This is a genomic window from Paenarthrobacter sp. CC6, from assembly GCF_040560085.1.
GTDB lineage: Bacteria > Actinomycetota > Actinomycetes > Actinomycetales > Micrococcaceae > Arthrobacter > Arthrobacter nicotinovorans.
Map to the genome: position 1 here is coordinate 100,322 of NZ_JARDAN010000016.1, position 17,293 is coordinate 117,614.

The 17,293-nt window shown below is 63.1% G+C and carries 21 protein-coding genes; 12 read left to right on the top strand and 9 right to left on the bottom strand.

Annotated features, from left to right (window positions below; all coding sequences use genetic code 11):
* Window positions 1-37 precede the first annotated feature (37 nt).
* The 4 genes from PV760_RS15955 to PV760_RS15970 all read right to left on the bottom strand — a co-directional run bounded on the left by PV760_RS15955 (window position 38) and on the right by PV760_RS15970 (window position 3,391).
* A complete protein-coding gene (locus tag PV760_RS15955) occupies window positions 38-664 on the bottom strand; it encodes an FMN reductase (RefSeq protein WP_039243524.1) in 627 nt (208 codons plus the stop codon).
* Window positions 665-754: 90 nt separating this feature from the next.
* The gene (locus PV760_RS15960; RefSeq protein ID WP_354628230.1) at window positions 755-1,714 is read right to left on the bottom strand and encodes an alpha/beta hydrolase; all 960 of its coding nucleotides are present in this window, start codon (window positions 1,712-1,714) and stop codon (window positions 755-757) included.
* An 18-nt stretch (window positions 1,715-1,732) separates the two neighbouring features.
* On the bottom strand, window positions 1,733-2,761 hold the full coding sequence (locus PV760_RS15965; RefSeq protein ID WP_354628231.1) for an alpha/beta hydrolase: 1,029 nt from the start codon (window positions 2,759-2,761) through the stop codon (window positions 1,733-1,735).
* A 117-nt stretch (window positions 2,762-2,878) separates the two neighbouring features.
* Window positions 2,879-3,391, bottom strand: a complete 513-nt coding sequence (locus PV760_RS15970) for a GNAT family N-acetyltransferase (RefSeq protein WP_018779430.1) — start codon at window positions 3,389-3,391, stop codon at window positions 2,879-2,881.
* Window positions 3,392-3,519: 128 nt separating this feature from the next.
* Between PV760_RS15970 and PV760_RS15975 the strand changes: the two genes are divergently transcribed.
* Entirely contained in the window at window positions 3,520-4,770 is a 1,251-nt protein-coding gene (locus PV760_RS15975; RefSeq protein WP_354628232.1) for a CaiB/BaiF CoA transferase family protein, read from the top strand.
* Complete coding sequence (locus PV760_RS15980; protein ID WP_189076612.1) at window positions 4,767-5,717, top strand: hydroxymethylglutaryl-CoA lyase-like TIM-barrel protein; 951 nt, start codon at window positions 4,767-4,769, stop codon at window positions 5,715-5,717. The genes PV760_RS15975 and PV760_RS15980 overlap by 4 nt, the downstream gene beginning before the upstream one ends.
* Here PV760_RS15980 and PV760_RS15985 read toward each other — a convergent pair.
* Window positions 5,714-6,163, bottom strand: a complete 450-nt coding sequence (locus tag PV760_RS15985) for an SRPBCC family protein (protein ID WP_055974117.1) — start codon at window positions 6,161-6,163, stop codon at window positions 5,714-5,716. The genes PV760_RS15980 and PV760_RS15985 overlap by 4 nt on opposite strands.
* Window positions 6,164-6,248: 85 nt before the next feature.
* Complete coding sequence (locus tag PV760_RS15990; RefSeq protein ID WP_018779434.1) at window positions 6,249-6,542, bottom strand: DUF4287 domain-containing protein; 294 nt, start codon at window positions 6,540-6,542, stop codon at window positions 6,249-6,251.
* 95 nt (window positions 6,543-6,637) lie between these two features.
* On the opposite strand from PV760_RS15990, the gene PV760_RS15995 reads away from it, so the two are divergent.
* Window positions 6,638-7,531, top strand: coding sequence for a hypothetical protein (locus PV760_RS15995; RefSeq protein WP_354628233.1), 894 nt, complete (start codon window positions 6,638-6,640; stop codon window positions 7,529-7,531).
* A gap of 5 nt (window positions 7,532-7,536) precedes the next feature.
* Here PV760_RS15995 and PV760_RS16000 read toward each other — a convergent pair whose 3' ends face one another.
* On the bottom strand, window positions 7,537-8,454 hold the full coding sequence (locus tag PV760_RS16000; RefSeq protein WP_227453614.1) for a diacylglycerol/lipid kinase family protein: 918 nt from the start codon (window positions 8,452-8,454) through the stop codon (window positions 7,537-7,539).
* Between the two features lie 173 nt (window positions 8,455-8,627).
* On the opposite strand from PV760_RS16000, the gene PV760_RS16005 reads away from it, so the two are divergent.
* Window positions 8,628-8,834, top strand: coding sequence for a hypothetical protein (locus PV760_RS16005; RefSeq protein ID WP_035734196.1), 207 nt, complete (start codon window positions 8,628-8,630; stop codon window positions 8,832-8,834).
* Here the strand turns inward: PV760_RS16005 and PV760_RS16010 are convergent.
* Window positions 8,831-9,610, bottom strand: a complete 780-nt coding sequence (locus PV760_RS16010) for a class I SAM-dependent methyltransferase (protein WP_354628234.1) — start codon at window positions 9,608-9,610, stop codon at window positions 8,831-8,833. The genes PV760_RS16005 and PV760_RS16010 overlap by 4 nt on opposite strands.
* Window positions 9,611-9,731: 121 nt before the next feature.
* Between PV760_RS16010 and PV760_RS16015 the strand changes: the two genes are divergently transcribed.
* The 7 genes from PV760_RS16015 to PV760_RS16045 all read left to right on the top strand — a co-directional run bounded on the left by PV760_RS16015 (window position 9,732) and on the right by PV760_RS16045 (window position 15,809).
* Window positions 9,732-10,409, top strand: a complete 678-nt coding sequence (locus PV760_RS16015; RefSeq protein WP_018779439.1) for an ABC transporter ATP-binding protein — start codon at window positions 9,732-9,734, stop codon at window positions 10,407-10,409.
* The gene (locus PV760_RS16020) at window positions 10,354-11,943 is read left to right on the top strand and encodes a DUF6297 family protein (protein WP_354628235.1); all 1,590 of its coding nucleotides are present in this window, start codon (window positions 10,354-10,356) and stop codon (window positions 11,941-11,943) included. The genes PV760_RS16015 and PV760_RS16020 overlap by 56 nt, the downstream gene beginning before the upstream one ends.
* 435 nt (window positions 11,944-12,378) lie before the next feature.
* The gene (locus PV760_RS16025; protein WP_079582254.1) at window positions 12,379-12,675 is read left to right on the top strand and encodes a hypothetical protein; all 297 of its coding nucleotides are present in this window, start codon (window positions 12,379-12,381) and stop codon (window positions 12,673-12,675) included.
* Between the two features lie 31 nt (window positions 12,676-12,706).
* Window positions 12,707-14,101: a hypothetical protein gene (locus PV760_RS16030; RefSeq protein ID WP_179128440.1), complete on the top strand. Its 1,395-nt coding sequence runs from the start codon at window positions 12,707-12,709 to the stop codon at window positions 14,099-14,101.
* Window positions 14,098-14,694 (top strand): ABC transporter ATP-binding protein, encoded by a 597-nt coding sequence (locus tag PV760_RS16035; protein WP_064722379.1) that lies wholly within the window; start codon window positions 14,098-14,100, stop codon window positions 14,692-14,694. Before PV760_RS16030 ends, PV760_RS16035 begins: the two co-directional genes overlap by 4 nt.
* A complete protein-coding gene (locus PV760_RS16040) occupies window positions 14,691-15,242 on the top strand; it encodes a hypothetical protein (protein WP_144027682.1) in 552 nt (183 codons plus the stop codon). The genes PV760_RS16035 and PV760_RS16040 overlap by 4 nt, the downstream gene beginning before the upstream one ends.
* 3 nt (window positions 15,243-15,245) lie before the next feature.
* On the top strand, window positions 15,246-15,809 hold the full coding sequence (locus tag PV760_RS16045; protein WP_064722377.1) for a hypothetical protein: 564 nt from the start codon (window positions 15,246-15,248) through the stop codon (window positions 15,807-15,809).
* A 34-nt stretch (window positions 15,810-15,843) separates the two neighbouring features.
* Here the strand turns inward: PV760_RS16045 and PV760_RS16050 are convergent, their stop codons facing one another.
* Window positions 15,844-16,695: a PhzF family phenazine biosynthesis protein gene (locus PV760_RS16050; RefSeq protein WP_354628236.1), complete on the bottom strand. Its 852-nt coding sequence runs from the start codon at window positions 16,693-16,695 to the stop codon at window positions 15,844-15,846.
* A gap of 59 nt (window positions 16,696-16,754) precedes the next feature.
* On the opposite strand from PV760_RS16050, the gene PV760_RS16055 reads away from it, so the two are divergent.
* A complete protein-coding gene (locus PV760_RS16055; protein WP_079582314.1) occupies window positions 16,755-17,177 on the top strand; it encodes a DUF1801 domain-containing protein in 423 nt (140 codons plus the stop codon).
* The last annotated feature ends 116 nt before the right edge of the window (window positions 17,178-17,293 follow it).

Consider the following 17,293-nt stretch of genomic DNA (forward strand, 5'->3'; position numbering starts at 1 on the left):
GCTTGCCCCAACGACCGGCACGCGCTAAAAGTTCGGCCTACCTGCCGGCTGAGATTCCGGCCAGCAGCTGCTCGAACGGTAACGACTCGAGGGCGTTGTCCTTGCGGTGCGGCTGCGGGCCGCTGAGCAGTTGCACGAGTTCACCCGCGGCCCGGTCCACCCGCGACGAAAGTGGCGAGGCGCCGTCGTCGGTGTTTCCCCAGTCCTGCGGCCCCGCGAAGACGCCCGTAGCCGCGATCCTGGTGCGCAGGTAGCTGAACAGGGGCCGCATGGCGTAGTCGAGGACCATCTGGTGGCGGTCGGTGCCGCCCGTCGCGCCCAGCAGTACGGCCTTGCCGTCCAGCGACTTGGGATCGAGGACGTCGATGAAGGACTTGAACAGACCGCTGTAAGAGGCGCTGAAGACGGGGCTGACGGCGATGATGGCGTCGGAATCCTCGACGCCGGCAATCACCTCCGCGAGGCGCGGTGCGGCGTAGCCGGTAACGAAGTTGTTGGCGATGTCCACCGCGAGGTCGCGCAGCTCAACGATGTCGATCTTCGCCTCATAGCCGGCTCCGCGCAGCTGCCGCTCGGCAGAAGCTGCCAGCTGGTCCGCCAGCAAGCGGCTCGACGACGGTACGCCGAGTCCGGCGGAAAGTACGGTGATGCGGCGGGTTTCCATGGCATTCTCCTGTTGCTTGTTCATCCAGCTTACATGCATTTGCATCTAAATCTAAGAACAGGGGCCCTTCCGGAAGTATTCCCCCCTGGCCTACGGAGCCTTGAGTTGCTGCAGGAACTCCACAGAAGCCGCGGCGATCTGCGCCTGCGCCACGGACCTGTCCACGCCCGGCTGACCGTCTCCGGGCTGCGCTCCGTAATTTCCAAAGAAGGCATGGTTCCCGCCTTGGACCGCGACAAACCTGGTGTCACCCGGCAGCAAGTCGCGGGAGGCCTCGATCTTCGCCGGAGTGCTGAGGCCATCTTCTGTTCCGGAAATGGACTCGACCATCAGCCCCGCACGCTCCCGGAGGGATTCCAAAGGGTAGGAGGCGTACAGAAGCAGCCCGTCCACATCGGCGTTGCCAAGCGCGAAGGAACTGGCACTCACCCCGCCGAGCGAGTGGCCTCCCACTGCCCACGTGGTGATGGCGGGGTGGGCGGCCATGGCGCTGCGGGCCTGGTCTCCGTCCAGCAAGCTGAGGTTCAGGGGCTCTTTCAGAATGATCACCAGGAACCCGGCATCGGCGGCGGGCTTGAGCAGGTCCATATAGGCGCGGGCTTCAACCCGGGCGCCCGGATAGAACACCAAGCCTGTACTGACCTCACTAGCCTCGGGAGTCAGCACGATCGACGTCGGGTCCTCGGTGATCGAAAAGCTGGACGCCGGGCCTGAGGCCTGGTCAGCAGCTGGCTGGTACGCGAATGGATTGAGCCAGAAGAGCATTGCCACAAGCGCCAGCACCGCCACGCGCCCAAGCCAGGCCCCGACCGTCCGCACGACAGAACGCGGCCGTAGTGCGCGTCGACGCCGCCACAGCAGCAAGCCCCACAAGAGCCCGACGACGGCGGCAGTCACCAAAAGCGACGGAAGCAAGGGGTGGCCCCGCAGTACGGCCGGGTTCCCCGCAAGCATCCATGCCGGCACCAGGACCAGTACCGCGGCACAGACAACAGAAGCCCAGAAGAGGAGGGGAGTGCGGGTTATCCGACGTTCAGGGGAATCAGCCATTCCCCCATAATAGTTCCATCATGGAGATACTTTGGCGGTATACCGCGCCAGGAAGTCGAACGTCCTGTCCCGGGCCTCCTGTGCCTCGCTGAAATTCAAGTGGAACTGGTATTCGTGCGGCAGCTCGGGCTCATGATTGGCCGGCCAGAACAGCTCCGTCACCGGCACCCCGGCGTCCTTCAGTCGGTTGCTGTACGGAACAGATTGGAGCCAGGTGAGGCCATCGCCGTTGCCGCCGCTGATGAACGTCGGCGGGAAACCGGGGGTGACAAAGTCGATGGTAGACATGGTGGCCCCGGCATACGTGGCAGACCAATCCTTGGTGCCGGTGTAGGCCCAAAGGGAAGTCTTGAAACCCCACGCCACGATGCCGTTCAAGTCAGCCATGGCGCGAAGATCGTAGACACCGCAATGCAGGATGGTGGCAGCAAGCTCCGATTTCCGGAGGGCCGGCTGGATTCCCATGAGATTGGCATACTCCGGGTTCACCGTGAGCGTGGTCATCTGGCTGGCCAGCTGGGCGCCGGCGGAGTCCCCTGCGAGGACGATGCGGCTGGTGTCCACATTGAGCTCGGCGGCGTGCGCCTTGATATACGCCAGGGCTTCATTGATGTCCCGCACAGCGGTCGGGTACGTGGCCTCCGGCGCGATCGGATAGCTCATCCCAATCGTGGTGTAGCCCTTGGCCGCCAGAATCTGCAGATAGGGATTGACGTCGCGTTGCGCCCCGGAAATCCAGGCGCCCCCATGAATCCACACGACCGTAGGAAGGGGAGCCGCCGTGCCTTGCGGGCTGAAAACGTCAAACGTGGAGCCTGGCTTGTAGACAACACCGGCCTGGGTGTCCAGGGGCGTGTCGGGAACGTAGGGCGTCATCTCATCGATGGTGGCCTGGGCTCCCCGTTCAAAAACACTGCGGATGAGCAATGCGGACGGCCAGGGGGTAGCGGAAAGAGCCAGGGCCAGGACCAACACCACCAGGATGGCCAGCTCGAGCTTCCGCAGCCGTGAGGTGCGACGTCGTGGAACCTTCGGTCGCGGTGGCACTTGAGCCGTTTCGGCTTTCCCTGCACTGGCTTGAATCGAATCCAAAGGCCCCATCACACACTCCCCCAGTCGGCGCATCCCTGGACCCATGCTAAGGCGGGGAGCCGTTGGATGGGATCAGGACAGCGGCCGTGCCGCCGAGAGCAGGACGCCCTCACCGCCGTCGAACGTCACCGTATGAAAACCCGGGCCACGCGCGACCTCCCGAAACCCCCATTTCCGGTGCAGTGCCAACGAGGCCTGGTTGCGGGCGTTCACTACGTACCAAGCGTCGCCGGCCTGCTGCCAAATCCATTGGAGCCTTGCTTCGGTAAGCTCCTGGGCCAGCCCTCGTCGTCGGAAATCCGGCAGCACGGTGATGCCGGCCAGATAATGACCGGCGGGCGCCGATCCGTCCGGGAAATCCCATTGGTGCGTTTTGGCCCAACCCACGACGGCGGAGCCTCCGCCCGCCGGTACGTCCGGAGGCATCCCGGCCACAAGAACCAAACGCCCGGGATCAGCGATGGCGCTGCCGATCCTCAGCCCGAACGCCCGGGCGGCGGCGGGCGCGGTCCGGCCAGCGGCCAGCTCCACCGCGACGATGCCGGGAACGTCCACCTCTGTGGCGGTCCGGATCAGGAAACCCATAGCGTGAGTCTACTTCCGCCACCGACAATGCCCGCCAACGGCCGTGACGATGGTGGAGCCGGCCATACCGTGCCAGAGTGTAAGGGGTTCCCACTGCTGCCCTCGCCAGCCACGCACGAAAGAAGACCATGACAGAGCAAACAATCGCCCCGCTGGACGGCGTCCGGGTCCTGGAGCTCGGCAACTACATCGCGGCTCCTACCGCGGGCCGGCTCCTTGCCGACTTCGGCGCCGAAGTCATCAAGGTGGAACGTCCGGGAACCGGTGACGAATTGCGCAACTGGCGGCTCCACAAGGGCACCACCTCCATGCTCTACCGGACGCTGAACCGGAACAAGAAGTCAGTGGTCCTCGATCTCCGCACGGATGCCGGCAAACAGGCGGTCCTGGAGCTTGTGGCGAAGTGCGACATCCTGTTGGAAAACTTCCGTCCCGGCACCTTGGAAAAGTGGGGCCTCGGCCCGGAAGTCCTGAATGAGGCCAACCCCGAGCTCATCGTCACCCGTATTTCCGCCTTCGGGCAGACGGGGCCACTGTCCGGACGGCCCGGTTTTGCCGCCGTCGCCGAAGCCTACGGCGGGTTCCGCAACCTGGTGGGCGACCCGGACCGCGCACCGGTGCGCGTCGGCGTCTCCATTGGAGACTCGATCGCGGGACTGTACGCCGCCTTCGGCTCCGTCATGAGCCTCTTCCAACGCGAAGCACGACGCCGGGACCCGGGTTCCGGCGTTCCCCTCACCGAACGCGTCATTGACGTTGCCCTGCATGAGGCCATGTTTTCGATGATGGAATCACTGATTCCGGATTACCAGGCCTACGGTGTGGACCGTCAGCGCGTGGGTGGGCGGATGGAAGGCATTGCCCCCTCCAACGCGTACGTGTGCGGGGACGGCGCGAGCATCGTGGTGGCCGGCAACGGTGATTCGATCTTCCAGCGGTACATGCAGACCATCGGACGCCCGGACCTGGCCGAACGCCCGGATTTGCAGGGCAATGCCGGGCGCTGGACCCGGCGTGAAGAGCTCGATCAGGCAATTGGCGAATGGACGGCCACGCTGCCTGCCGCCGAAGCCCTAGCCGTGCTGGAAGCCGCCGGCGTCCCCGCGGGACCCATCTACACAGCGGCGGACATCAGCGACGACAGCCAGTACGCGGCACGGAACATGATCCAGAAATTCGATGTTTCCACGGGCGAGGAGACCATCCCCGGCGTTGGGTTCCCGGGGATTGTGCCCGTCATCGGCGGCCAATCCCTGCCTATCCGCAACCTCGGGCCGGACCTCGGTGAGAACACCCAGGAGATCCTCGGTGGCCTGCTGGGGATGAGTGCCGACGAAATCGATGCCGCGGCCGGCCGTGAGGAAGCAGTCCGCTCATGAACCACGTTGAGAACCCCCTGGCCGGAACACTGGGCCAAGCCATCCTTCGGGACGTCACTCTGCGCGACGGCCTGCAACTCACGGGCAAGCTCCTGACGGCTGAGCAGAAGATCGAAACCGTCCGGGAGCTGCTGCGCCTGGGCGTGCCCGCCATTGAACTCGGCTCCATGGCCCGCGCCGACCTGGTTCCCACCATGGCCAACACCTTGGAAGTCGTCCAGGCGCTTACGCCGGAGGAACTGGAGAAGTGCTGGATCTGGGTAGCCACCCCCGGCCACGTGGCGAAGGCAGCGGCTGCGGGGGCGCGGAACTTCCAGTACTGCCTGTCCGCCTCAGATTCCCACAACAAGGCGAACATCGGCCGCACCACGGATCAGAGCCTGGCGGCCCTGCCCGAGGCCGTCGAATACGCACGCGCCGTGAACGGGCAGATCCAGCTGTGCATTGCAACATCTTTTACCTGCCCGTTTGAGGGCAACATTTCCGAAGAACGCATACTCTCGATTGCCAATGATCCCCGCGCCGAGGGCACCACGGACATTGTCATCTGCGATACCTTGGGCCAGGCGGTTCCTGCCCAGGTTGCCGGACTGGTGGCACGTGTGCGGGACGAATCCCCTGCCCGCCGGATCGTCTATCACGGCCATGACACCTGGGGTTTGGGCGTGGCAAATACCCTCGCAGCCATCCAGGCAGGAGCTGCCATGGTGGACGGCGCTTTGGGGGGTCTTGGCGGCTGCCCCTTTGCCCCGGGTGCCAGCGGCAACACTTCCAGCGAGGACATCCTGTTCGCGACCCGCCCGGACTGGCTGACCCCGGGGGTCTTTGGCGAACTCGTGGTGCTGTCGGAGACGTTGCTGGCGGAGCTTGATGAGCCGAACCGCTCCAAGTCAGCGCAGGGGGCACGATCCAAGGCCGACGCTTTCGACTGGGTGGTGCGCTCCTAGCTGTGCCGCCCGGCCCCGCCCAGGGCCATGAGTTCCAGCCGCCTGAGGGTTTCGCGGTTCCGAACTGCGATAACGGGATCACGCAGCTTCTTGGGCACCATCTTGCCCGGTCCGCGCACGGCATCCTCGGCAATGGAAACCCTGCATTGCGAGTCTCCAACGTCTTCCAAGGTGATGCGCACTGTGGCTTCGCCCAGGGGCCAGCCCCTCGCGAGAAGCTCCAGCATCCGCCCGGGTTCGACGGCGGTCACGCGGGTGCTGTCGTCGATGAGGAACGGCCAGGAGCCCACGGAGTGACGAAGCCCGGACCCCTTCTCCGGCCAATGGTCGTCAACGGAACGGATTCTTGAGGCGCCAACCACCCACCCGGAATACAGCCAGCCCTCCTGGACAACCTTCCAAACATCTGCGGCAGGGGTTTTGAACAGCTGCGTCACGGTAGACATGTGAACCTTTCTGCGCGCGTACGGATGGTGCAGTGGACACTAAGCTAAGCATGCTTAGTGTTTTATGGCCAGTGACCTCCAGCGGTCACGATGACGGCTTGCTGGCCTTGCCGTCCAACCAGAGCATGTCCGACTCGTCCCGGTGGCTTCCCTCGGATCCCACGTGCCGGCTGTCGATCTGCGCTCCCTTCTTGATGACATGCACCAAGGCCATTCCGTGGCCGCGGCCGAGGCCGTAGTCCGCCTTAAGCCATTCAAGGATGGTGCCCGCCTTCACCGAGGGGTCGCTGAAGCCTTTGGTTTCCGCGATCTCGACCAATTGCCGCGGCGTGAGGCCTGTTTTGTCCTCAATGGCGTCGAGGTAAGCCTGGAATGACATGGATACCGCCTTTCATGGCAACTCCTTGGGCGGAGTTGAAAGCTGTGCGTCAGCGACATCGTACCCGCGCCCCCAGCGACACCTACACTGATCGCATGGTGTGCCGAAAAGGGCGTGTCCTTGCCGGGTTTCTGGTCCTGGCGGCGATGATGCCTGCCCTGTCCGCCTGCGACTCCGGTGCCGCCTCCCCGCAGCCCTCGGCGAGCACCAGCGCCGGAGCCATCGCCGTGGAAGTCAACCAGTCCCGTGACCAATACGGCAAGCAAGCCATCCAAATCCAGTTCACCAACACCACGGCCACGCCCCTGACAGTGACCTCTGCCCGGCTTCGTTCGCCCCTCTATGAGGAAGAGATTCTCTGGCAGCGACCCGAAAGCGGCCTCGAACTGCCCCCGGGACAGCCCAAAGCTGTGCCTACAGCACTGCCTGCGGCGGCCTGCGGAGCAGCACAAGACACCTCCGAGCCGCCGACCGGAGCAACCTTGGAGTACTCCGAACCCGGCAAGGAAGCCACGAAGGAAACCACTGAGGCCACCGACCCCTTCGGGGTGCTGACCAGAAACGCAACCGAACTCTGCATCGCAACTGAAGCTGCCGCCGTCGCCGCCCTGGCGCTGGACCCCGAACTGAAGGTGGCAACGGACGGACGGACCGCCGTCGTGCGACTCATCATCACCCCGGCCACGCAGGGCGGGGGGCCGCAAAGCCTCACCATCGAATCGATCGACGAGACTACGTTGCTGGCGCAGTCCCCCGGTAACCCCTGGCCCACGAACGTCACCGTGGGCACGGACAAACAGGAACTGCCCCTGACCATCCGCCCGGCACGCTGCGACCCCCATGCCGTCGCCGAAGACAAGGTGGGCACGCTCCTGCCACTCAGGATCAGGCTCGGAGGACGGCAGGGCCTGATAAAGGTCCCGGCATCAAATGACCTGCGTGGTCGCATCTACGACTTTGTCACCGCCGCCTGCGCGCCTGCAGGCTAAGAGCCTTATCCGAGTGTTGCGAGGGCGCGGGGAGCGCACTCCACCGTGACCTTGACGTTGGCCTCCACGCTCTTCACCTCGCCATCCATTTGGTAAGGAAGCGGCTTGAGGGTGGTGAATTCGTAGTTGCTCACGCTGGGCTGGTCCCCCAGGCCCTGGGTGGTGGCCTTCAAGGCAGTCAGGAGCACGCGCCACTTGGCCATGTGCGGGAAGGTGATGACCTCGAACTTGCCGTCCGACGGGTGCCCGTCGGCTTCACTCAACGTGGCGTATTTGGCCATCTCGTGGATGTTCGCAAAGACCAGGCTGTCGAACTTGCGGCGTTTTCCATCGGCCAAACGGATGGCGAACGGCTCGAATTTGGAGAAGGTCTGTATGACAGTGACCATTTCCTTGAGTGCGCCTTTGCTGCCCTTTTCCAGTTCCGTGGCAACCACCGGGGTCAAACCGAAGCCGATGTACGAATGCGCATATTCAAGCGGTTCGTCACCTTTTTGCCCTGTGTGGATGCGGAGAAGGTCGATGTTGTGGACATGCCCCTCGGCAATGGCCTCTTCCAAGGGCTTGGTGGCCATGATCCGGCTGTGGTCATTCGCGTTGCCTGCCGCCCGGACAGCACATACTGCCTTGGGGTTACCAGCCTGCATGACGCCATTGACGACCTCGTTGTAGCCGCCGTCGCCGCTCACCGAGACCACAAGGACGTCCCCGCCCTTGGCTGCCGCTTCCCGCGCCAGATCCACGGCGTGGCCGGCGTGCTCCGTCGGCTGGAGGGTGATCTCGGGCTGATAGGTGAGGAGTTCCTTCAGCTTCTTCTGCAACTGCTGCGCGAGCTCCGGCGCATCCCCCGTGCTGTTGGGATTGAAAATGATAACGATCGACTCAAAGGTCCGGGCAGAATCCACGATGTACTCCTGATTCATTGCGAGGTCCCTTATTCAGGCGGTTGTATCCTCGGAGGTTCCCATAGTATTCGCAACCCGTGGGGGTTTCGGATATACAGCGAACGTGAAACCATGAAAATGGGTTCCCAGATGTGAACCTTTGTCGATCAGCTGGATGCGGCGTGGTGCTGCGGCAGCAGCGGGGAAATCCCATGGACTCACGCCAGACAGCACGACTACTCGTCCTTGAGCATGAGATCACCCTTGACGATTTATGGGCTTGGTACTGGGCAAATGGCGGGAATGCCATGCTTTGGGACTTTGACGCCTACCTTTTCGGGATCCTGGAACGCGATCCCTTCGACCTCAGAATCCTCAGCTGGGCCATGGAAGACCTGGAAGCCCGCTCACTCCTCTAACTGTCCTCAGACTGTGTTGCTCCCGCTTTCCGCTGCGCTTCGATCAGGTGCCGGGTGGAGTGCGCAACAAAGGGATGTCCGGATCTCATCCGGCCATCCAGTTCCTTGAGCTGGTCGAGGTACCGTTCCGGCGTGAACCCGGGGATCCACCACACGCATTTGCGCAGGATCCACACCACCGCACCCACGTCAAAGAACTCCATGCGGCACCGGGCCGTCCTGAGGTCCGTCACGGTAAGCCCGGCGGCTTCTGCTGCTGCAACCTCGGCCTGCGGGTCGCGGCCCTTCCGCTGCTCGGGCAGCGGTCCCAGGAAATATTCGATGAGTTCAAAGGCTGACGCCGGCCCAACGTGCTGGGCGAAATAGTGGCCGCCGGGGACCAGGACGCGGTGGATTTCATTCCAGTCCGGGCTGACGGGGTGCCGGGCAGTGACCAGTTCGAACGACCCGTCAGGGAAAGGCAGCGCATCGCCGGCGGTTGGCTCCACGATCTGCACGCCCCGCGGTCCCAACAAGGCCCGGGCGCGGGCGGCGTTGGGTGGCCATGCCTCTGTGGCTGTCATCCTTTCGGGAAAGCTGCGGGCCTCTGACAACACTTCTCCGCCACCGGTGTCCAGGTCCAGGGCGCTTCGGACCTGGGCCAGGCGGTCTGCCTGCAACGCGGCGAACCCCCAGGGCGGGCGCTCTTCAGTGGCGCGCTTATCCAGCCATCCGAACCCCCAGCCATCCACGTCGGCTTCCGTGGCCTCCGCAATCAGGGTTTCGAAGTCCCTCATCATTTCTCCAACTCCGCCGGCAAGCCGGCACTCCCGCATTCGTCCATTTCGCCCGGGTTCCGCGGGCCCCATGCCCAACGCTACCGGGAGCCGGCGCCCGTTCCGCCGGTAGGGTTGCACCATGGGGTCAGTACTGGAAGCCGAAGGCTTGCTTGTGGGATATGCCGGAGCTCCAGTGTGTGGAGAGGTATCCGCTTCGGTGGCTGCCGGCGAAGTCCTCGGAATCGTGGGGGTGAACGGTGCCGGGAAGTCGACGGTAGCCAGGACCATCGCAGGTCGCCAGGCTCCCCTGGCCGGAGACGTGAGAGTCCACGGCCTCCTCATCGATCCCGACGCGGTGCCGTTCCGTCGGCAGGTAGCGGCCGTTTTCGACGACGACCTGTTCTTCCCCTCGCTCACGGTCAGGGAGCACCTGCTCCTCGTTGCCCGCGGCCATTCCGTAGCCGACCCTGAAGGGCGAGTGGAAGAAGAACTCGGGTTCTTCGGACTCCTTGGCAGAGCCGACGCGATCCCGGATGCCCTCTCTTCCGGGCAACGACGCAGGCTCCTCCTCGCAGCAGGCCTGATCCGTCCATCCTCGCTGCTGATCCTTGACGAGCCGGAACAGCGCCTCGATCCGATGATGCGGGTGGCACTCGGGGTGCGCATCGCTGAACACGCCCGGAACGGCGGTGCCGTGGTGCTGGTGACCCACGATCCGGAGCTGTTGCTCGCCACGGCCTCTTCCTGCCTGGTCATCGACCATGAAGTCCGCGAGCTGGAGCCCGAGCGGGGAGCGTCGATCATTGCCGGGTCCTGAGTTGCTGACAGTTGATGGTTCGACGGCGGACCGTCACCTCGCCGCGGAGATCGTCCGTTTCACCCGCAGCACCACCCGGCGTTACAAGCGCAGCCGGATTTCGTTGAGTGAACGCTTCGTCGACGCGTACAGCTGGGGACTTGGCATTGCCGTTTCGCTGACCATCGCGGCCTCGTTCGTACTGGCCCTCCGCAACGAGATCGCCGACCGCAGCTCCGCGGGCAGCAGCATCATCGGGGAACAGTGGCTTGTCCTCCCCGAGTCCGTGCTGTGGACGACCGTGACGTACGCCTTCCTGCTGATCGTGGCCAACCTCGCCCGGAAGCTCGGTCCTGTCACGGTGGGTGGACCTGAGAGCACCTGGTGGCTGTCCCTCCCCATCGACCGCCGCCCCATGGTCCTGCCCCCATTCCTGCGCAAAGTGGTTCTCACTTCGGCCGGCCTGGCCATTGTTTTCCTGCCGTTCAGCATGGTCACCGCTGTTGACCGCACGCCGATCGGGCATCTTCTTGCATCAGTCACCTTTGCAGCGGCCGGGGTCATCGCCGTGGCGTTAGCGGCCTTCCAGCAGCTCGGCATGCTCGGACCCCGGCTTGGCCGCGCGATGACCATGGTCGTGCTCCTTGCCTGCGCGGTCCTTCCTGCGCTCCCTGAATCTCCCTGGCCGGCAGCGCTGGCCGGAGCCACCGCCGTCGTACTTCTGGTCCTTGCGGATCCGCGCACGGGTGAGGTGCGCAGCGAGGAGCTGATCCGCGGCGGGGCGGTGGCCGGGCATGCCGGAGCTTCCCTGTTCATGATGGATTCCAACGAGGTACTGCGTGCGCTGGGCGCCGGTCGGAAAACGGTCGACGGCGGCAGGGCAGCGGGCTTCTTCGCCCGCCCGGCCGGAGGTCCGCTTCGGGCGCTGATCCGGGCGGATGTTGTGGCATTCCTCAGGCTGAATCCGCCCCTGCTACCTTCTTTGCTGTGGCTGGTGGCCTGCGTCGCCATGCTGTTGGTCGAAGGCGGCCTGCCCGAATTCGCGCAGTTGGGCATCATCGTCATCGCCGGCTGCGCCACGGCTTCCGGCATGGGCGGCGTGGCCCGCAAGGCGGCACTGGTGCCCGAACTCGATGCGTTACTCCCCCTCCACCCGGCGCTGGTCCGCAGCAGCCGTGCCCTCATGCCGTGCCTGGCCATGGCCGTGTGGATGGCCGCCCTCAGTGGGCTCCTGGTTCTTTTGGGCGCTTCCGACCCTGCCCTGATTGCGGTAGGCGCCCTGGCAGGAATCGGGATGGGTGCGGGATCGCTCCGTTCAGCCACCAAAGCCGCGCCGGACTGGTCGGCTCCCCCGGTGGACACGCCCTTCGGCCCCGTTCCACGCGCCCAGCTGGGTTCCCTCATGCGCGGACTCGACGTGACCATCCTGGCCATGGTTCCGCTGCTGGTAGGGCTCTATCTTGGCTACACTCCGTGGGCCGTGGGTATGGTCCAGGCCCTGTTCAGTGCGGGCATCGTCATGGTTGCAGTGCTGTCCAGACCCAAGCGGGCGTGAGGGCCGGGGCGCTACAGGAGCAAGGTCGGGCCCTGTCAACAGAGGTAGGTGTTACTCACTATGCCCGCAATATGTATGAGTAGCACGCCGTCCGTGTCGCAGGTTTTGAAACTTTTTTTGAAATTTTTTTGGCCCTGCTGGTCTACGGGAGCGCAGGTGATTTTCCTGAGTGAGGCAAGTGCCAGATTCATGACGCCGAAATTGCAAAGATCATCCCCTAGGGCACTAAATACATAATTGTTACGCGATTTGATGAAACTTGTAGATTCAAACACCTGCACCCTAATCCTTCTCTGGACCAATAACGGGGTTGACCGGCACAACTTCGTACGCAATGCTCCTTCTTGGCTGCAAAACGTCATTCGGCCGAAGACAAACAGCCCTCTCAAGTGATCCAGAAGAATCTATTCGCATGATATTGAAAGGAGCATTTCCATGTCGGCATCAATTACACGAGTTAAGCGTGATATCAGCCCAGCCGTGGCCAAAGCGGCTAAGGTCGGCGGCGTGACGGCTGCCCTGTTCGCAACCTTGTCCGTGGTATTCCAGGCCGTCGCTACCCTCGGCATCTCCTCGGGTCTGGCGACCAATCTGTACTTCGCGCTCAACGCACTTTCCTGGGCCGCGTTGGCTGCAGGCATCGTCGCCTCGTTCGGAATCGGCACGGCCCTCGCAGGCGTCATCTTCGGACTCGTCAAGCGCTGGGCACTGAAGCAGTTCGTGGCCTGGTAAACCGCAGCAAGTGAACCCGGAGGGGGCCACAATGGATCCACTTAGCACCCAGCCACGCTGGCGCAGTGCTTTCGCTGTGGCCCTTACCGGATGCCATGCCACGTATATCAACGAATTCCGTCGCAGATCCAGCCGCCTTCAAGGTGTCCTTGACGACCTTGGGTTCCGCTTCAGCCTGGGCGCCAGCAAAGCCGTAGTGACGGCAGGACAGGCTGCAACATTGCTTGTCATAGTGATTGGCCTTGTGTGGACAGCACCCCACGCCGGCCTGTCCCCTTTGGGTATTCCGCTCAACGCTCCGGACCTGACCACAATAGCCGGCGCCATGCTGGCATTGGGGCTTTTACAGGCGAGGCGTCGCTTCCGGCGGGCTCACCGGCAGTGGACTACCGTATCGGGAGCGCTGGGATGCGGCATGCGCGCCGGGCTGGCCATCCCGGACATCGGCTTGGCTTTGATGCTGGCAGTCCAGAACCTCCACTGGGGCAGCCTGATCAATGTACTGGCAACCCTTGGCTTGGCTGGAGCCACGGTTGCCCTGCTTCCAAACGGCAGATCGTGGGTCTGGACGCCCGGAATCATTGCAGCAGCAGCGGCGTCAGGGAGCGTCATCATGCTCATAGCCCAATCTCCCGCGCTCATCATTTTCTCCGGCGGCAAAGACCAGTACGCGATTGGCTTGGCAGTTACCCTGGCCTCGGTGGTCCTTACGGCATCAGGAACCCCCCTTTTGTTCACCGGAATTGCCCATAATTATGCGTTCAAGTCACGGGGATTATTCCTGGATATGGGCATAAAGGCTGGCGGTATAGTACTTCTGGCTTCACTAGCACTCATAATTGGGGAAAATACGCCCTGGCCCGGAGTTGCGCCTTTTGTATCCATTGCTGTGTTCTTCCTGGGAATGATACTTTTCAGGTCAGGCTTCGTGCGGACGTCGTCACTTGAGACTCTCGGATTTGGGTTGTTCGTTTTCCGCACTGTCCCGGGGAAAGCAAGGGCGCTGTTACTCAGAAGCCTGTTTACCAATGCCGTGCTTGTACTGCCTGCCTTGGCGTGTCTCATCGCAACTCTGCTCTTCCACGGAAATCCGCAGTCGGCTTTGCTCCTGGCCGCTCTGGCCGTCTTTGAAATCGCCGCTGATGCCCTAATCATCCAGCGGAAGACAGCGGTCCTGCCGGCGTCGCGTATCGCCGAACTGTCCCAACGCTCAAGGGCAGGCCTGGGCGCAGCTCTGTGCGGCGGGATGGCTGTCGTTCTTTCCGGGGTCCTGGGAGGCATCATTCCCGGAGCGGCAGAGCCAGCATGGCTGGCCGCCGTCGCTGGCGCCTTGGTGATAGTAGCCGCGCTGCTCTTCGGCGTTCTTATGGCAGATACACCATCGTGGTTACGCGACCTGACGGCAACAGAAACAGAGGAACCATGAAGTCCCTGACGAGCGTTGAACACGCCTTCGGAAGCAATGTCATCTTCGCCAGCACGAAGATCGACTTGCCGGAAAGAGGCGTGGTGGCCCTCCGTGGGAGCAACGGGAGCGGAAAGACGACTCTGCTGAAACTGCTCGGCGGCGTGATCCATTCATCCTGCGGAACTGTCCGCGACTGGCGGAACAGGTTCAACGCGGTCTATCTCGACACGGAATACCTGACGCTCGACTACCTCACAGCGAGCGAATTGCTTGACATGATCAGGCCCCTCACCGGACCCATCCCAGACAACGGGCTCCTCACCGATGGGATGCTGGCTACCAAGGTCAGTGATCTTTCACTTGGCCAGCGCCAACGACTCGTCCTTACAGCGGCATTGGCCTTCCAACACACGGATGTTGTCTTGCTTGACGAACCCCTTAATGGGCTGGACCGGGATGGTTCCAAAGCTGCCCGCAGTGCCCTCCTGGCCGCGGGCCAAGATCGTCTTGTCATCCTGGCCACCCATGAAGAGGACCGATGGACGGACTACGATCTCACCATCGGGCAGGACCGCAAGGTGAGGTTGTCCGAGGCTGGAGTCGCAGCTTGAACGCATCCCAGCTGCCTGCGCGGCCCTCGGGCTTCCGATCTTTCTACAGTTCGCTAAGCGGGCTCTTCCCGTCTTTTGCCAAGGATCTGGTCCCGCCAGTCATTACGGTGGTGGCGGGCGGATTATTTGCATCGCTGTTTACCTGGAAGCCCGTTACTGATGGAACCGCCCTCACGGCCAACGAAATTTTTGCCCACAATTTCTCCTTGGCATTGGTCGCCCTCCTCCTGACGCAATACGGTGCGAGGATCATGATGCTTGCCAACGGCTTCTATCTGGGGATGGGCTTGGTGGGAAGTGTCGCCTCGGCAGGCCTGGCACAGACCGTTGCACTCACACTGGTCCACGTCCCGCTCGAGATCGTTGCGTGGGTGATGACAATCCAGGGTGCTCGCCTGTTCTGGCCGACGCTGGTTGCAGTCCTCAGGAAGGAAGGCATTCGGACGAAGTTCCTCCCAGCGATAATGCGCACCATCGCCGCCTTCACCGTGTTTTACGTTCTGGCCGCCGTGGCCGAATGGGCTGAGTACGCACTACTGAAAAGGTAATCGATGACCCCGAGCTACCCCTCCCCGTCCCACGAATCCCTTCAGGCTCCTGGAGCACCCAAGATCAACGCCGTCTGGATAATCTGCCTGCTTCTCGCCTACACCGCGGCGGCGCAATACGCGGCAGGCCCCAGGCTTGAACAACTGGTCAGCGAGAATGCCCAATACAACCAGTTCTCCAGCCAGGAAGTACTGCTCACTTTCATGCGCGTAGGCGTACTTCTTTGGAGCATGGTGGCATCTTTCCTCCAGGCCCTTGCACTGCGGCTGATCTACAAGTTCATTGTCGGGGTCGAGGTGCCAACACTGCGCACAAGCTGGCTCTGGGTGCTGCTGGGCCAGATACCGTTCATGCTGACGACGCTTTTCGTGGGTCTGTTTCTTGAACCGGCAGCGACGCTGATGCTGGGACAAACTTGGCTGAGAATTCTGTTCGGGGCCATCGCCGCCGCACTCTACGCAGTGCTTGCCCGCAGAGTATTCGGGGCTCCCAACGGCCGCCTCGCCGTACTCTTCGTCATCTCCTCAATTATCAATTCCGTACTGCTGGTGGCGGGGACTGCATAGCGACATCCGTGCTCCGAGGACCGATATGAAGTAGCTACAGGAGCACGCTGCCCTCGATGCAGGTGGTCGATTCCCCACTGATCCAGATCACGTCATCCTCGGCGGAGACATGGATGCGTCCGGCCCTGCCAAGGACCGTTCCTTGGGCCGCGACATACTCCGCTGGTGCACGCCCGGTACCGATCAGCCACTGGGCCGCTCCCGCGTTGAAGCTGCCCGTTACGGGGTCTTCCACCATGGCGTCACCCGGAACGAACGTGCGGACTTCGAAATCGGCAGCTGCACCTGGCTCATGCGGGCCGATCACGCCAACCTTGAGGTCGCCCATCGCAGCAAAATCAGGTTCAAGGGCCAGCACCTGTTCGGCTGATTCAAGGAGCACGCCGATCCATTCCGGGCCGTTGACCAGCCACGACACATCCAGAAGCGAAGCCTCGGGAAGGCTCAGCCCTGCAGCCAGTTGGGCGCGTTCAGTCTCGCTTACCGGACCGAAACGCGTCAGCGGCGGAGCGGCGAAAGCCAGCCGTCCGGCGTCGTGCTTCACCCGGACCAGGCCGGCGCCGCATTCCTGAACCACAACGCCATCCGCCTTTGGCACTCCCCCGGACTGCAGCCAGGTGTGCGCGGACCCCAAGGTAGGATGCCCCGCGAACGGGAACTCCTCGCTGCTGGTAAAAATCCGCACCCTGTAGTCCGCTGCGGGATCCGTCGGCGGAAGGAGGAACGTGGTCTCGGAGAGGTTGGTCCAGTTGGCGAAATGCTGCATTGCCTCCGTGCTGAGGCCGTCGGCGTCCACCACGACGGCGAGGGGGTTTCCCCGGTACGGCTGGTCGGAGAAGACGTCCACTTGATGGAACGGACGGGTGCGCAAAGCTTCTGAAGTCACCCAGGAAGGCTATCACCGGGGTGCTGGCGGCCATGACCTGCGTCTGCAAAACTACGATCATGGCAGAGAACAAGACCCAGCCCACGGACGTGTCGGTCGAGGAATTCCTGGCGGCCGTCGAGCACCCTACCCGGCGTGCGGACGGCGTTGAGCTGCTGGAGATGATGCGCGAAGCCACCGGCCACGAAGCTGTCATGTGGGGTCCCACGATTGTCGGGTTCGGCAGCTACCACTACAAGTACCAGACCGGCCGCGAAGGCGACGCCCCCGCCGTCGGGTTCTCGCCGCGAAAAGCGAACCTGGTGTTGTACGGCGTCACAGAAGGGCCCGACGCCGACAGGCTCCTCCCTGAGCTCGGCAAGCACAAGACGAGCACGGCCTGCCTGTACCTCAACAAGCTGGACGACGTGGATCGGGATGTGCTGGCAGAGATGATCCGCGCCGGCTACCAGCACGTGATGACGGAGCACCACACGCCTTAGCCGTTCCGGCGAGGTGGCAGTTGATAACAGTTCCAGGCAGGCGTCTTCAGGTGGCTAGTGCAACACCCCTGTAGTTGGAGGGGTGTCATGGTCAAGAAGTTGCCGTGGTCGGTTCG

Coding starts and splice junctions, on each gene's coding strand:
- PV760_RS15955 (WP_039243524.1), bottom strand. CDS start 664: ATGGAAACCCGCCGCATCACCGTACTTTCCGCCGGACTCGGCGTACCG.
- PV760_RS15960 (WP_354628230.1), bottom strand. CDS start 1,714: ATGGCTGATTCCCCTGAACGTCGGATAACCCGCACTCCCCTCCTCTTC.
- PV760_RS15970 (WP_018779430.1), bottom strand. CDS start 3,391: ATGGGTTTCCTGATCCGGACCGCCACAGAGGTGGACGTTCCCGGCATC.
- PV760_RS15975 (WP_354628232.1), top strand. CDS start 3,520: ATGACAGAGCAAACAATCGCCCCGCTGGACGGCGTCCGGGTCCTGGAG.
- PV760_RS15980 (WP_189076612.1), top strand. CDS start 4,767: ATGAACCACGTTGAGAACCCCCTGGCCGGAACACTGGGCCAAGCCATC.
- PV760_RS15985 (WP_055974117.1), bottom strand. CDS start 6,163: ATGTCTACCGTGACGCAGCTGTTCAAAACCCCTGCCGCAGATGTTTGG.
- PV760_RS15990 (WP_018779434.1), bottom strand. CDS start 6,542: ATGTCATTCCAGGCTTACCTCGACGCCATTGAGGACAAAACAGGCCTC.
- PV760_RS15995 (WP_354628233.1), top strand. CDS start 6,638: ATGGTGTGCCGAAAAGGGCGTGTCCTTGCCGGGTTTCTGGTCCTGGCG.
- PV760_RS16000 (WP_227453614.1), bottom strand. CDS start 8,454: ATGAATCAGGAGTACATCGTGGATTCTGCCCGGACCTTTGAGTCGATC.
- PV760_RS16005 (WP_035734196.1), top strand. CDS start 8,628: ATGGACTCACGCCAGACAGCACGACTACTCGTCCTTGAGCATGAGATC.
- PV760_RS16010 (WP_354628234.1), bottom strand. CDS start 9,610: ATGAGGGACTTCGAAACCCTGATTGCGGAGGCCACGGAAGCCGACGTG.
- PV760_RS16015 (WP_018779439.1), top strand. CDS start 9,732: ATGGGGTCAGTACTGGAAGCCGAAGGCTTGCTTGTGGGATATGCCGGA.
- PV760_RS16020 (WP_354628235.1), top strand. CDS start 10,354: ATGAAGTCCGCGAGCTGGAGCCCGAGCGGGGAGCGTCGATCATTGCCG.
- PV760_RS16025 (WP_079582254.1), top strand. CDS start 12,379: ATGTCGGCATCAATTACACGAGTTAAGCGTGATATCAGCCCAGCCGTG.
- PV760_RS16030 (WP_179128440.1), top strand. CDS start 12,707: ATGGATCCACTTAGCACCCAGCCACGCTGGCGCAGTGCTTTCGCTGTG.
- PV760_RS16035 (WP_064722379.1), top strand. CDS start 14,098: ATGAAGTCCCTGACGAGCGTTGAACACGCCTTCGGAAGCAATGTCATC.
- PV760_RS16045 (WP_064722377.1), top strand. CDS start 15,246: ATGACCCCGAGCTACCCCTCCCCGTCCCACGAATCCCTTCAGGCTCCT.
- PV760_RS16055 (WP_079582314.1), top strand. CDS start 16,755: ATGGCAGAGAACAAGACCCAGCCCACGGACGTGTCGGTCGAGGAATTC.